The sequence below is a fragment of the Rhizobium sp. NZLR1 genome (genome assembly GCF_017357385.1).
In the GTDB taxonomy this organism is placed as follows: Bacteria; Pseudomonadota; Alphaproteobacteria; order Rhizobiales; family Rhizobiaceae; genus Rhizobium.
The window spans coordinates 315,740-329,522 of sequence record NZ_CP071632.1 but is presented as its reverse complement, the minus strand read 5'-3'; the positions used below and the strand labels follow the sequence as shown (position 1 = coordinate 329,522).

Below are 13,783 nucleotides of genomic sequence, written 5' to 3'. Positions count from 1 at the left end.
CCACTCACCCGGCCCAGGCCGGGAAAGCATTCTTCGGGTGCTCGATGCGCCCGGACAGTCACGGTCGAAAGCGGTAGCATCCCATGCGTATTACTATTGAGCGGTCAAACCTGTTGAAATCGCTGAACCACGTGCACCGCGTGGTCGAACGTCGCAACACGATCCCGATCCTGTCCAACGTATTGCTGAAGGCCGATGGCCAGAACCTTGACATGAAGGCGACCGACCTCGACCTCGAGATTACCGAGGCGACGCCGGCAAGCGTCGAGCAGGCCGGCGCCACCACCGTTCCCGCCCATCTTCTCTACGATATCGTGCGCAAACTTTCCGACGGATCGGAAGTGCTGCTGGCGACCAGCGCCGACGGCGGCTCGATGACCGTGCAGTCCGGCCGCTCGAAATTCTCGCTGCAGTGCCTGCCGCAATCGGACTTCCCGGATCTGACCGCCGGCACCTTCACGCATTCCTTCAAGCTGAAGGCGGCCGATCTGAAAATGCTGATCGACCGCACGCAATTCGCGATCTCGACTGAGGAGACCCGCTATTATCTCAACGGCATTTTCTTCCATACGATCGAGAGCAAGGGCGACCTGAAGCTCAGGGCGGTCGCCACCGACGGCCACCGGCTGGCGCGCGCCGATGTCGATGCGCCCTCCGGCTCCGAAGGCATGCCCGGCATCATCATTCCGCGCAAGACGGTCGGCGAACTGCAGAAGCTGGTCGACAATCCTGAAGTGATGGTGACCGTCGAGGTCTCCGACGCCAAGATCCGCCTGACAATCGGCTCGATCGTCATGACCTCAAAACTGATCGACGGCACCTTCCCGGACTACCAGCGGGTCATCCCGACGGGCAACGACAAGGAAATGCGCGTCGACTGCACGACCTTCGCCCAGGCCGTCGACCGCGTCTCGACCATCTCGTCCGAACGCGGCCGCGCCGTGAAGCTGGCGCTTTCCGAGGGGCAGTTGACGCTGACCGTCAACAATCCGGATTCCGGCAGTGCGACCGAGGAAGTCGCCGTCGGCTACGACACGGATGCGATGGAAATCGGCTTCAATGCCAAATACCTGCTCGACATTACCGCGCAGCTTTCCGGCGAAGAGGCGATCTTCCTGCTGGCCGATGCCGGCTCGCCGACGCTGATCCGCGACACGGCAGGCGACGATGCGCTCTACGTGCTGATGCCGATGCGCGTCTGACGGGAACGAAGGCCTCCCGTCTCCGTTTTTCCTCCTGTCGAAGCGGAGGATCCGATGATGACAAACACGGGAATGGTGCGCATCGGCGTATCCGGCTGGACCTATGCGCCCTGGCGTGGCCAATTCTACCCGGAGGACCTGCCGCAGAAGCAGGAGCTCTCCTACGCTGCCCGACACTTCCCGTCGATCGAGATCAACGGCACTTTCTACAGTCTGCAGCGTTCCGAAAGCTTCGGCCGCTGGCGCGACGAAGCGCCCGATGATTTCGTCTTCGCGGTCAAGGGGCCGCGCTTCATTACCCATATGCTGCGGCTGCGCGCGATCGAGACGGCGCTCGCCAATTTCCTTGCCTCCGGCCTGCTGCGGCTCGGCCCGAAGCTTGGGCCGATCCTCTGGCAATTTCCACCGAACATGGCCTTCGATGCCGATCTTTTCGAAAATTTCCTGGCGCTGTTGCCGCAGGACCGCGATGCAGCGACAGCACTTGCCAAGCGGCATGACGGGCATGTCAAGGGACGGGCCTGGCTTCGAAGCGACGGCGATCAGCCGATCCGCCACGCGCTCGAAATCCGCCACGACAGCTTCCGCTCTGCCGCCTTCATCGAGATGCTCAGACGCCACAATGTTGCGCTCGTCTGCGCCGACACGGTGGAATGGCCGCTGCTGATGGATATCACCGCCGATTTCATCTATTGCCGCCTGCATGGCTCCGAACAGCTCTATGTCAGCGGCTACGCGGACGAGGCCCTCGACCTCTGGGCAGACCGGATCCGCTCCTGGGCAACCGGCGGAGAACCGGAAAATGCGACGCGGGTGCTGGCGCCGCTTACGCCGCGCAACACGGGCCGCGACGTCTATCTCTATTTCGACAATACCGACAAGAAGCTGCGCGCGCCCATCGACGCCGATCATCTGAGCGAAAGGCTTGCCGATCTCATGCCGCGTTCGGCGCCGAAAGCCGCATGAGCTGTTGATGCCGATGTCCTCGTTGCGAAAATCCTTGTCCCGGGAACGACAACCGGCATATTAAGGCATTCGATCAACGTGCGGATGGGTGGAGAATGCGCTTACGAGTCAAGGTGAAGGAACACCTCGGGAAGAGATTCGATGAGGAGATCCGTTTCTTCCGGGGCATGATGCAGGGGCCGAAGACGGTGGGCTCGATCGTGCCGACCTCCTCGATTACCGCCAAGCGCATGGCAAGCGTCATCGACATGCATTCCGGCATGCCGGTGCTCGAACTCGGGCCGGGCACCGGCGCCATCACCAAAGCCATCCTCGGCCGCGGTGTGAAGCCGGACAATCTGGTCGCGATCGAATATTCGACGGATTTCCACCAGCATCTGCAGCGCGCCTATCCCGGCGTGCACTTCATCAACGGCGATGCCTTCGATCTTCAGGCGACGCTGGGTGAATTCGGCGACCGCACGTTCGATTGCGTCATCTCGTGCATTCCGCTTCTGAACTTCCCGATGGCGATGCGGGTGTCGCTGCTCGAAAGCCTGCTCGACCGGCTGCCGGCCGGCCGGCCGGTGGTGCAGATTTCCTATGGTGCGATCTCGCCGATCGCCGCCAATCCCGACCGCTACCATATTCAGCATTTCGACTTCGTCATGCGCAACATTCCGCCGGCGCAGCTCTGGATCTATCGGCGCGGCTGAGATGTTCGGGCTCTACATCACCCATCCGCAGGTCCGGATCGACGCCAACGTGCCGGTGCCGAAATGGGGGCTTTCCGATGTCGGCGCGGTGCGCGCCCGCAAGGCAGCGGAAAGCATCTGGGCGCGGCAGTTGCGGCGCATCGTCTCCAGCGACGAGACGAAGGCGATCGAGACAGCCGAAATTCTGGCGGAAGCCGCCGGCGTGACGATCGAGATCGTCCACGGCATGCACGAGAACGACCGTTCGGCCACCGGCTTCCTACCGCCGCCGCAATTCGAAGAGGCGGCCAACTGGTTCTTCGCCCATCCGGAAGAGAGCTTCAAAGGCTGGGAACGCGCCGTCGATGCCCAGCGCCGGATCGTCGAGGCGGTGAAGACCGTTTTGGCCACACATGATGCGACAGCGCCGATCGCCTTCGTCGGCCATGGCGGCGTCGGCACGCTGCTCAAATGCGCCCTGGCGGGCCGGCCGATTTCCCGCGACCGCGACCAGCCGGGCGGCGGCGGCAATCTCTATGCTTTCGGCCTTGCGGATCGGCTCCTATCATGCGACTGGACACCCATCGAAGACTGGCAGGGGTGACTTCAGATGGACGCACGCGAGCGGTTGATCGTCGGCCTGGATGTTCCAACGATCGACGAGGCGGAAAGACTGGTTTCAACGCTCGGCGACGACATTGTCTTCTATAAGATCGGCTATCAGCTGGTCTTTGCCGGCGGCCTCGAATTTGCCCGCGACCTTGCCGCAAGCGGCAAGAAGGTCTTTCTCGACATGAAGCTGCTCGACATCGACAACACGGTTGCGTCAGGCGTCGAGAACATCGCCAAGATGGGCATGTCGATGCTGACGCTGCACGCCTATCCGAAGGCGATGAAGGCGGCAGTCGAGGCAGCAGCCGGTTCCAGCCTCTGCCTGCTCGGCGTCACCGTGCTGACCTCGATGGATGCCGAAGACCTTGCCGATGCCGGCTATAGCCAAGATCCGCACAGCCTGGTGCTGCGCCGCGCCGGACAGGCGCGAGTTGCCGGCATGGGCGGCATCGTCTGCTCGGCAGCTGAGGCGGCCGAGGTGCGCGAGATCGTCGGGCCCGACATGGCAATCGTCACCCCCGGCATTCGCCCGACCGGCAGCGACCATGGCGACCAGAAGCGGGTGATGACGCCGTTCGACGCGCTGAAGGCAGGGGCGACGCATCTCGTCGTTGCCCGGCCGATCGTCAAGGCGCCCGATCCCCGGCATGCGGCCCGCGCCGTCCTCAACGAAATGGTCGGCGCACTCTGGCCGGCAAACCGCTGACAGAACCCAACACAAAAGGGAGAAGATCATGGCCAAGGGATATTGGATCGCCCGCGTCGATGTTCGCGATGTCGAGCGCTACAAGGATTACGTGGCGGCGGCCAAGCCGGCCTTCGAAAAATACGGCGCGAATTTCCTGGCGCGCGGCGGCGCGTTCACCGAACTCGAGGGCAAGGCGCGGGTGCGCAACGTGGTGATCGAATTCCCCTCGCTGCAGCATGCGGTCGACTGCTATAATTCGCCGGAATACCAGATCGCCGCGAAAATCCGTCAGGAAGTGGCGGATGCGGAAATGGTCGTCGTCGAGGGCGTCTGACCCGGCTCGCATCAGCAAAAACTGAGGGCGCGAGAGGCCTTCCCGTCGCGCCGGGATTGGGCTAAGACGGAGCCGATACAGCATCCCGCCAAGCCTTTCGAGGAGCCTGCCATGACCCTTGCCAATCTGCCGCCGCTCGTCACCGTATTCGGAGGGTCCGGCTTCGTGGGCAGGCACGTGGTCCGGGCGCTCGCCAAGCGCGGTTATAATATCCGCGTCGCCGTGCGCCGTCCCGATCTCGCCAATTTCCTGCAGCCGCTCGGCAATGTCGGGCAGATCTCCTTCGTGCAGGCGAACCTGCGCTATCGCAGCTCGATCGACCGCGCCGTCGACGGTGCGAGCCACGTCGTCAACTGCGTCGGCATTCTGCACGAGACCGGCCGCAACACCTTCGACGCCGTGCAGGAATTCGGCGCACGCGCGGTGGCCGAAGCGGCGCGCGGCGCAGGCGCCACGCTGACCCATATTTCGGCGATCGGCGCCAATGCGAATTCGGATTCAGGTTATGGCCGCACCAAGGGCCGTGCCGAAACCGCCATCCTCTCCATCAAGCCGGATGCGGTGATCTTGCGTCCGTCGATCGTCTTCGGACCGGAGGACAGCTTCTTCAACAAGTTTGCCGATATGGCCCGTATGTCGCCCGTCCTGCCCTTGGTCGGCGGCGGCAAGACGAAATTCCAGCCGGTCTATGTCGAGGATATCGCCGAGGCCGTTGCCCGCGCCGTCGATGGCAAAGTCGCAGGCGGCAAGATCTATGAGCTTGGCGGGCCTGAGGTCTTGAGCTTCCGCGAATGTCTCGAGACAATGCTGAAGGTGACGTGCCGCAAGAACCCGCTGGTCTCCCTGCCCTTCAGCGTCGCTTCGCTGATCGGCAGCATCGCTTCGCTGATCCCCTTCGTGACGCCGCCGATCACCCCGGACCAGGTTCGCATGCTGAGATACGACAACATCGTCTCCGCAGCAGCCGAGGCGGAGGGCCGCACCCTGCAGGGCCTCGGCATCACGCCGACCATGGCAGCGTCGGTGCTCGACTCCTATCTCGTGCATTATCGGCCGCATGGCCAGTACACGGGCACTGGCAAGGCCGCCTGACCAATTTTTTGAACCTTCGGAACGACGCCGTTCGCGCATAACGCGGACGGCGTTTTGCTTTGCCGGCTCAAGCAAAGCTGGCACAAGTTTGAAATGGTGTTGTGCCGGCCATACCAAGTGCAGTTGCATAAAAGACGCATCGGGAATTTTGTGGAATTAACGCCAAATTTAGCAGGAACGTTTATTGCTATTTGCCATTCCACTGACTACCAAACCCGCGCGTCTTCCGACGGACTCAACGCCCGGGATCGCGTACGGCAATCACTGTGAAAGGCAATTCTCGATGGGCAAGTCAATCGCGCTCCTTTTTGCGTGTGCGGCGCTAATTATCCTGGCAGGCTCCTTTGTGGCGCCAGGTTCTGTCGCGGCGATAAAGGGTGATTGCTCGCCGGCCTACGGCGTCGATCCTTGCTCGACGGCTTCGATCAGCCATTGACGAAAAGGCCGCGCCTCGATGCCGGCCTCACAAAGACAAGCAGCGGCCGGAGCGTCTGAAGCAGGACGTTCCCAATAAACGCTCGGTCTTGCCGGCTTTAAAAGCAGCGGGCGTCTACTCTTTCAACATTGCTATCTGAAAAATCGGCTGCTTCCGGAAATCGGGGGCTGATGGCCAAGCGCGCCGGGGCATTTGCATTCGCGCCTGGAGATCGCGCGAATGCAATGCGTTTTTAGGAATGTCTCAGGCGATCAGGCCGGTTGCCGCCATGCCAAGCAGCAAGACACCGAGAATGATGCGGTAGACGGCAAACAGCGTGAAGCGGTTGCTTCTGATATAGGCCAGCAGCCATTTGACGGCGACGAATGCGACGACCGTGGAAACAACGAAGGCGATGCCGAGCGCCGTCCAGTCCTCGTTTGCCGCGCCGCCATCCTTGAAAGTCTTCAGCAATTCATAGCCGCTCGCGGCATACATGGTGGGGATACCGACGAGAAAGGCGAATTCGGTCGCAGCGGCGCGGTTGCCGGTGCCGGCCAGCATGGCGACGAAAATCGTGGCGCCGGAGCGCGAGGTTCCCGGGAAGACGCCCGCAACGATCTGGGCGATGCCGACCAGGATGGCGACAAGCCAGGTGATCTCCTTATGGGGGGCTTTGCGCGCCGCGGCCCATTCGGCGAAGATCATCCAGATACCGCCGATGATAAGCGCCCAGGCGATCGGCGTTGCGGTCTCCGGCAGTTCAAAGCCGAGCTTCTTGACGATAAGTCCGAGAATTGCGGTGATGAGGAAGGCGGCGATCAGCTTGGCGGCGTAATCGCGGTTCTCCGGCACCCGCCAGCCCAGCAGCAGATCCAGCAGGCGACGCCAATAAATGATGGTGACGGCGAGGATAGCACCCGCCTGAATGACGATGTTGAACATGTCCGACCGGTGGCCGAGCCATTGCTCCGCAATGATGAGATGGCCGGTGCTCGAGATCGGCAGAAACTCGGTGATCCCCTCGATGACACCGAGAATGGCAGCATTGATATAGTCCATAAATTGTCTCCGGTTTAAAGGTCGGTCAGACTTGAGCCGCGCTTGAGCCTAGCTTCAGCCGATCAGGCGCGGCCGCTATCCTCATACGCAAGAAGCGTGTTTTGTCTTTCGTCAGTTGGCGTGAAAGCCGATTCGCTTGTATTGGCCGGGCCAAACTCCTATAGCTTCAACCAATGAGTCATGACTAGGGCGCTATAACCGAGCTGCCACACAGTCCTGTAACAGCAATCATAAAGCCCGAGTATCGATGCCCACGCTTTATCATCATCCCATGTCATCCGCATCCCGCTTCGTCCGGCTGATCCTGGCCGAATACGGCTATCAGGCCGATCTGATCGAGGAGCAGACATGGGAGAAGCGCCGGGATTTCCTGGCGCTCAACCCGGCCGGCACGCTGCCGGTCTATGTCGACGACAGCATGCGGGCGCTCTGCGGCGCGACCGTCATTTCCGAGTACCTGGACGAGACGCACGGCGTGTTGAAACGCGATCGGCGACTGCTCGCCGAGGACCCGTTCCAGCGGGCGGAAATCCGCCGGCTGAGCGAATGGTTCATGCAGAAGATGGAAAACGACGTGACCAAGCCGCTCGCTCGCGAGCGTGTCTACAAGTTGCAGATGACCGCCGATCAGGGCGGCGGAGCGCCAGATTCGAAGGTTTTGCGCACGGCCCGCGCGAATATTCGCCAGCATATGCGCTATCTCACCTGGCTTGCCGGCTCGCGCCAGTGGCTGGCTGGCGAGCGGATGAGTTATGCCGACCTTGCCGCCGCGGCCTCGATTTCGATCCTCGACTATCTCGGCGAGATCGACTGGGCGGATGCGCCCCTCGTCAAGGACTGGTACCAGCGGCTGAAGTCGCGTCCCTCCTTCCGGCCGATGCTGACCGAACGGGTGCGCGGGCTGACGCCGGTTTCGCACTATGCCGACCTGGATTTCTGACGAGGGCTCTTCATGCCCGAAGCTGATAGAGATGACAAAGAGCGCCGCCGCCGCGACAATTTGACCGCGTTGGTGCGGGCGGAATCCGCCGCCAAGGGCTTCGATCTCTGTCGCATCACGCGGCCCGACGCGATCCCGCAAGCGAAGGAGCGCCTTGGCGAGTTCATCGATGCCGGGTGGCACGGGACGATGGCGTGGATGGCGGAGACGCGCGAACGGCGCGGCGATCCGCTGACACTCTGGAGCGAGGTGCGCTCCGTCGTCGTCTTCGGCCTCAATTACACCCCGGAGGAAGATCCGCGCGGCATTCTCGACAAGCCGGACAGAGCGGCGATCTCCGTCTATGCGCGCAACCGCGATTATCACGACATCATCAAGGGCCGGCTGAAGGAGATCGCCACGCGCTTTGCGGCACGCGCCGGCGCCGATGTGAAGGTGTTCGTCGATACCGCGCCTGTGATGGAAAAGCCGCTGGCGGCGGCAGCCGGCCTCGGCTGGCAGGGCAAACACACCAACCTCGTCAGCCGCATACACGGTTCGTGGCTGTTTCTCGGCACGATGTTCACCACGGCGGATCTTGCCGTCGATGCTGCGGAGACCGATCATTGCGGCTCCTGCCGCGCTTGTCTCGACGTCTGCCCGACGGCCGCCTTCCCGGCGCCTTACCAGATCGATGCGCGGCGCTGCATCTCCTATCTCACCATCGAGCACAAGGGGCCGATCGACCCCGATCTGCGGCCGCTGATCGGCAATCGCATCTATGGCTGCGACGACTGTCTGGCCGCCTGCCCCTGGAACAAGTTCGCAAGCTCCGCTTCCGAGATGAAGCTGAAGGCACGGGAAGATCTGCGCGAGCCGACGATCGCCTTTCTGCTGACGCTCGACGATGCCGGCTTCCGCATCTTCTTCAGCGGCTCGCCGGTGAAGCGGATCGGCCGCGACCGCTTTATCCGCAATGTGCTGATCGCCGCCGGCAATTCCGGCGAGACGGCGCTGGTCGGGCAATGTCGTTTACTCGCCGACGATGCCTCGCCGGTGGTGCGCGGGATGGCGGTCTGGGCGCTGTCGCGGCTGATGGAGGCTGGCGAATTTACGGGTTTTGCCACACGAAGGGCAGACGAGAGTGACGACGACGTGCTGAACGAATGGCGGCTGGCGGGAGTGAGCTGATGCATGTGATGATCTTTGGCTGCGGTTATTCCGGCACGGCGATCGCCAAGGCCTTCGCCGGCAACGGCGTGCGCATTTCCGGCACCACGCGCTCGGCCGACAAGGTGGAGGCGCTCCGGCAAAACGGCGTCGAAGCCTTCCTTTTCGATGGCGAGACCCTGGACGACCAGTTGCGCCGAGCCCTCGAGAGCGTCACCCATCTCGTGCAGTCGATCGCGCCGGGGAAGGGTGACCCGCTGCTGCGGCTGCTCGGCGAAGGCGGCGCAAGCCTGCCGCCCAGGCTCGAATGGATCGGCTATCTCTCCACGGTCGGCGTCTATGGCGATCACAAGGGCGCCTGGATCAACGAGGAAACCCCGTGTGTTCCGGTTTCCGGGCGGTCGAAGGAGCGGCTCGAGGCGGAAGAGGGCTGGCTGGCGATGGGCCGGGAGCGCAGCGTGCCGGCGGCGGTGCTCCGGCTTGCCGGCATCTATGGGCCGGGACGCAATGCCTTCTGCAATCTGGACAAGGGCACGGCCCGACGGCTGATCAAGAAGGACCAGGTGTTCAACCGTATCCGCGTCGAGGATATCGGTGCGGCGGCCCGCTTCCTGTCGGATGGTGGCCTCGGCGGCATCTATAATGTCACCGATGACCGGCCCGGCCCGCCGCAGGATGTGATCGTCGAGGCGGCGCGGCTGATGGGCGTCGAACCGCCACCGGAGCAGGCCTTCGAAACCGCCGAACTGTCACCGATGGCGCGCTCCTTCTACGGCGAGAACAAACGGGTTTCGAATGCGAAACTGAAGGCCGCCGGCTTCGAATTCTCCTTCCCGAACTATCCGATGTCGCTTGCGCAATTGTGGCAGGACGGACGTTGGCGGGGTTAGAACCGGCTGCTCGATGTGACCGACGTCATCGCCCAAAATGAGTAGGAAATTCCTACTTTCCGCATTTGGCGGGACGATTTTCGCCCTTTATTATAGTTAACGGCCTTTAAATTTGCGCAAATGTGGCAGCAAATATGGCAAAGTCGGAAAAAAATTTTTGCGATTTTTGTGAACGCCGGGATGTTAACCATTCTTCTGAAAAATTCGTTCGGATTTTAACTGATTTCATTGTGTTTTTTCTGTCGCAGTGATCGCCGCCCGTTTCCGAAATTCCCCCGTCGCGCTCACGAATGTTACAGATTGTAATATTCCGTGATCAACCGCGGCACTTTTTCGCCACTTTTTCACAGATTTAAGCCCCGCCGCCTGTTGAGGCGTTGCGTTCAATAGTTGAGGGATACTCTGTTTTGAAGAAAATACGTCGTTCTATTATCGCTGCCGTAACTATTGCAGGCTGCTCTTCCGTGCTTCCGGCGGAGAGTTTTGCTGGAGATGGTTGCGGCGGTGCTTCATGGTACGCACTTCACTCCAAAACTGCTTCCGGGGAACGTATGAACCCTGCCGTCTTGACTGCCGCACATCGTTCGCTTGCGTTCGGCACCAAGGTGAAGGTCACCAACCGCAACAATGGCCGCACCGTCGTCGTTCGCATTAACGATCGCGGTCCGTTCATCCGCGGCCGGGTGCTCGACCTGTCGCGCGCCGCCGCCCAGAATATCGGCATGGTGAGCTCCGGCACGGCGAAGGTCTGCTACCAGGTAATCAGCTAAGGCGTACTGCCGGACAACCAGCTGCGCCGTTAGCGGCGCTTGCTCTTGCCGTCAATCGCGGTTACCACGCGGTTGAGACTTGTGAACATTCCGCCCCGCGCCTGTCGCGCCCGTGCGGATCGGTCGCAGGCCATGGCAATTAGGAGACTTTGAATGCGTCTGGGCGGCCGCCTCGAAGGGGCGATTTCTGTGCTCGCGGATATCGATGCCCGCAAGCGGCCCGTCGCCGACGCGCTGAAGGACTGGGGCCTCGCGCATCGTTTTGCGGGCTCCGGCGATCGTGCCGCAATCGGCAACATCGTCTATGACGCCCTGCGCATGCGGCTTTCCCATGCCTGGCTGATGGATGACGACAGCGCTGCAGCCATTGCCCATGCCGTCATGTTCCGCCAATGGGGTTTCACACCCGACAGCCTTGCCGCCGAACTGGCGGACGACAAATTTGCGCCGGCGCCGCTGAACGCCGATGCCGCTGCGGCATTTGCCAGCCGCTCGCTCGACGATGCGCCGCCGCATATCCGCGGTGATATCCCCGAATGGGTCCAATCCTCCTTCGAACAAGCCTTCGGCGCCAGCTGGCTCGCCGAGGCACAGGCGCTTGCTGCCCGCCCGACGCTCGATCTGCGCGCCAACATCCTGAAGTCCTCCCGCGACAAGGCCGTCAAGGCGCTCGAACGAGCCGGCGCGCAGGCGGCGAAGATCGCTCGCTACGGCATCCGGATTGCCGCCGGCGAAGGCGCTTCGCGTCTACCCAACGTGACAGCCGAGCTTTCGTTCCAAAAGGGCTGGTTCGAAGTTCAGGACGAAGGATCGCAGATCGTCGCCGACCTGGTGCTCGCCCATGAGGGCGACCAGGTTCTCGACTATTGCGCCGGCGGCGGCGGCAAGACGCTCGCCATGGCGGCCGCCATGCAGAACAAGGGGCAGGTTCACGCCTATGACGCCGACCGCAAACGGCTGGCGCCGATCATCGAGCGGCTGAAGCGGGCGGGCACGCGCAATGTCCAGGTGCATGACGACGCTAGGGCGCTTTCCAGCCTTGCCGGGCGCTGCGACAAGGTGCTGGTCGACGCGCCCTGCACCGGCACCGGCACATGGCGCCGCCGCCCCGATACGAAATGGCGGCTGACGGCAAAGAACCTCGACGAACGCACCGCCCAGCAGCAGGATGCGCTGACGCAGGCAAGTGGCTTCGTCAAGCCAGGCGGCGAGCTGATCTACGTCACCTGCTCGGTGCTGCCCCAGGAAAACGAGGAACAGGTGCGCCGCTTTACGGCTGGCCATCCTGATTTCCAGATCGTCAGCGCCCTGCCCGCCTGGGATGCGCTCTTCGGGAAAGACGTCTCACGTCCGCACTCTTCCGACGGCCTGACGGTGACGCTGACGCCCGCCTCCACCGATACGGACGGCTTCTTCTTCTGCCGCATGCAGCGGAAGGGCTGAGGGCGGTTGCTGCCGCTTTTTCAAGCAGATGCGCTTGGAAGAGCGTGCCTGCGGCGGCTATCCAATCTTACAATCATTCCAAACTAGAGTGTTTGACACAAGTTTGCTTTTGGGCGAAGAGACGGAGCCCGATTATAGCGCCGCGCGTCTTATCAGACGCGCAAAGGACGCTGTAACAGTTTGAATCGGCGCATCGTGCTTTCCGAAAATCGATGCCGATTTTCGGGCCGATGCGCTAGACGGAATATCCGTCACAGGAGAGGATCATGAAGCTCAACACATTCCGCGCAGCCGTGCTGGCGATTGCCCCCGCCGCCCTGCTCGCCCTGCCCGCCCATGCCGAGACCGATGCTGCCGCCGTGGTCAAACACTATGCCGACGTCGGACATGCGAAATACGAAGACTCGCTGACGACGGCAAAGGCGCTCGATACCGCAATCGACGCTTTCCTGAAGGCGCCGACCGACGCGACGCTGAAGGGAGCCCGGGACGCCTGGATCAAGGCGCGCGTTCCCTATCAGCAGACGGAAGTCTATCGCTTCGGCAATCCGATTGTCGACGACTGGGAAGGCGAGGTCAACTCATGGCCGCTCGATGAAGGCCTGATCGATTATGTCGATCCCTCCTATGGCAGCGAGAGCGACGAAAATTCGCTCTATGTGGCAAATGTCATTGCTAACAAGACGATCAAGATCGACGGCAAGGATGTCGACGCTTCCAAGCTGACGCCGGAATTCCTCTCCGGCACGCTCGCCGGGGCCGGCGGCATCGATGCCAATGTCGCGACCGGCTACCACGCCATCGAATTCCTGCTCTGGGGCCAGGATCTGAACGGCACGGGACCTGGCGCGGGCAACCGCCCGGCAACGGATTACGACCTGAAGAACTGCACGCACGGCAATTGCGACCGCCGCGCCGAATATCTGAAATCCGCCTCCACCCTGCTGGTGTCCGACCTGCAGGAAATGACCGACAACTGGAAGGCGGACGGCGCTGCGACGAAGAATGTCGAAGCCGACCCGAAGGCCGGTCTCGTCGCGATCCTGACGGGCATGGGTTCGCTTTCCTACGGCGAGCTGGCCGGCGAGCGCATGAAACTCGGCCTGCTGCTGCACGATCCGGAAGAAGAGCATGATTGCTTCTCGGACAATACCTACAACTCGCATCTGAACGACGCGATCGGCATCGCCGCCGCCTATACCGGCAACTATACCCGGGTCGACGGCACCAAGCTCAGCGGTCCATCGCTGCACGATCTAGTGGCCGCCAAGGACAAGGCGCTCGACGCCGAGATGGAAGACAAGCTCAACAAGACGCTCGATGCGATGAATGCCATGGCAAAGCGCGGCGAGACGGTCGAGAAATACGACCAGATGATCGGTGAGGGCAACAAGGAAGGCAATGCCGTCGTCCAGGCCGCCATCGCCGGGCTGATCGACCAGACGAAATCGGTGCAGCGCGTTATTGCCGCACTCGATCTCGGCACGGTTCAGCTTGAAGGTTCCGACAGCTTGGATAATCCTAACGCCGTCTTCAAATAAGCAAA

Annotated in this window: 14 protein-coding genes; 13 read left to right on the top strand and 1 reads right to left on the bottom strand. The window is 62.0% G+C overall.

Annotated features, from left to right (window positions below; all coding sequences use genetic code 11):
* The first annotated feature begins 83 nt into the window (after positions 1-83).
* From dnaN to J3O30_RS01625, 7 genes are all read left to right on the top strand, one after another.
* A complete protein-coding gene (dnaN, locus tag J3O30_RS01655; protein WP_207582589.1) occupies positions 84-1,202 on the top strand; it encodes a DNA polymerase III subunit beta in 1,119 nt (372 codons plus the stop codon).
* A 54-nt stretch (positions 1,203-1,256) separates the two neighbouring features.
* On the top strand, positions 1,257-2,168 hold the full coding sequence (locus J3O30_RS01650) for a DUF72 domain-containing protein (protein ID WP_207582588.1): 912 nt from the start codon (positions 1,257-1,259) through the stop codon (positions 2,166-2,168).
* 95 nt (positions 2,169-2,263) lie between these two features.
* A complete protein-coding gene (pmtA, locus tag J3O30_RS01645) occupies positions 2,264-2,863 on the top strand; it encodes a phospholipid N-methyltransferase PmtA (protein ID WP_207582587.1) in 600 nt (199 codons plus the stop codon).
* Position 2,864: 1 nt separating this feature from the next.
* Entirely contained in the window at positions 2,865-3,446 is a 582-nt protein-coding gene (locus J3O30_RS01640; RefSeq protein ID WP_207582586.1) for a histidine phosphatase family protein, read from the top strand.
* Between the two features lie 6 nt (positions 3,447-3,452).
* Entirely contained in the window at positions 3,453-4,160 is a 708-nt protein-coding gene (pyrF, locus tag J3O30_RS01635) for an orotidine-5'-phosphate decarboxylase (RefSeq protein WP_207582585.1), read from the top strand.
* Between the two features lie 28 nt (positions 4,161-4,188).
* The gene (locus tag J3O30_RS01630; protein WP_207582584.1) at positions 4,189-4,476 is read left to right on the top strand and encodes a DUF1330 domain-containing protein; all 288 of its coding nucleotides are present in this window, start codon (positions 4,189-4,191) and stop codon (positions 4,474-4,476) included.
* 111 nt (positions 4,477-4,587) lie between these two features.
* Positions 4,588-5,568: a complex I NDUFA9 subunit family protein gene (locus J3O30_RS01625; RefSeq protein ID WP_207582583.1), complete on the top strand. Its 981-nt coding sequence runs from the start codon at positions 4,588-4,590 to the stop codon at positions 5,566-5,568.
* Positions 5,569-6,247: 679 nt separating this feature from the next.
* Here the strand turns inward: J3O30_RS01625 and J3O30_RS01620 are convergent.
* Positions 6,248-7,045, bottom strand: coding sequence for an undecaprenyl-diphosphate phosphatase (locus J3O30_RS01620; RefSeq protein ID WP_207582582.1), 798 nt, complete (start codon positions 7,043-7,045; stop codon positions 6,248-6,250).
* Between the two features lie 247 nt (positions 7,046-7,292).
* Between J3O30_RS01620 and J3O30_RS01615 the strand changes: the two genes are divergently transcribed.
* The 6 genes from J3O30_RS01615 to J3O30_RS01590 all read left to right on the top strand — a co-directional run bounded on the left by J3O30_RS01615 (position 7,293) and on the right by J3O30_RS01590 (position 13,778).
* The gene (locus J3O30_RS01615) at positions 7,293-7,985 is read left to right on the top strand and encodes a glutathione S-transferase family protein (protein ID WP_207582581.1); all 693 of its coding nucleotides are present in this window, start codon (positions 7,293-7,295) and stop codon (positions 7,983-7,985) included.
* Positions 7,986-7,997: 12 nt separating this feature from the next.
* Positions 7,998-9,155 carry a tRNA epoxyqueuosine(34) reductase QueG gene (gene queG, locus J3O30_RS01610; RefSeq protein WP_207582580.1) on the top strand — a complete coding sequence of 386 codons (1,158 nt, stop codon included), beginning with the start codon at positions 7,998-8,000 and terminating at the stop codon, positions 9,153-9,155.
* Complete coding sequence (locus J3O30_RS01605; protein WP_207582579.1) at positions 9,155-10,024, top strand: SDR family oxidoreductase; 870 nt, start codon at positions 9,155-9,157, stop codon at positions 10,022-10,024. Before queG ends, J3O30_RS01605 begins: the two co-directional genes overlap by 1 nt.
* Before the next feature lie 407 nt (positions 10,025-10,431).
* A complete protein-coding gene (locus J3O30_RS01600) occupies positions 10,432-10,794 on the top strand; it encodes a septal ring lytic transglycosylase RlpA family protein (RefSeq protein ID WP_207582578.1) in 363 nt (120 codons plus the stop codon).
* Between the two features lie 153 nt (positions 10,795-10,947).
* Positions 10,948-12,237: an RsmB/NOP family class I SAM-dependent RNA methyltransferase gene (locus J3O30_RS01595; protein WP_207582577.1), complete on the top strand. Its 1,290-nt coding sequence runs from the start codon at positions 10,948-10,950 to the stop codon at positions 12,235-12,237.
* A gap of 266 nt (positions 12,238-12,503) precedes the next feature.
* The gene (locus J3O30_RS01590) at positions 12,504-13,778 is read left to right on the top strand and encodes an imelysin family protein (RefSeq protein WP_207582576.1); all 1,275 of its coding nucleotides are present in this window, start codon (positions 12,504-12,506) and stop codon (positions 13,776-13,778) included.
* The last annotated feature ends 5 nt before the right edge of the window (positions 13,779-13,783 follow it).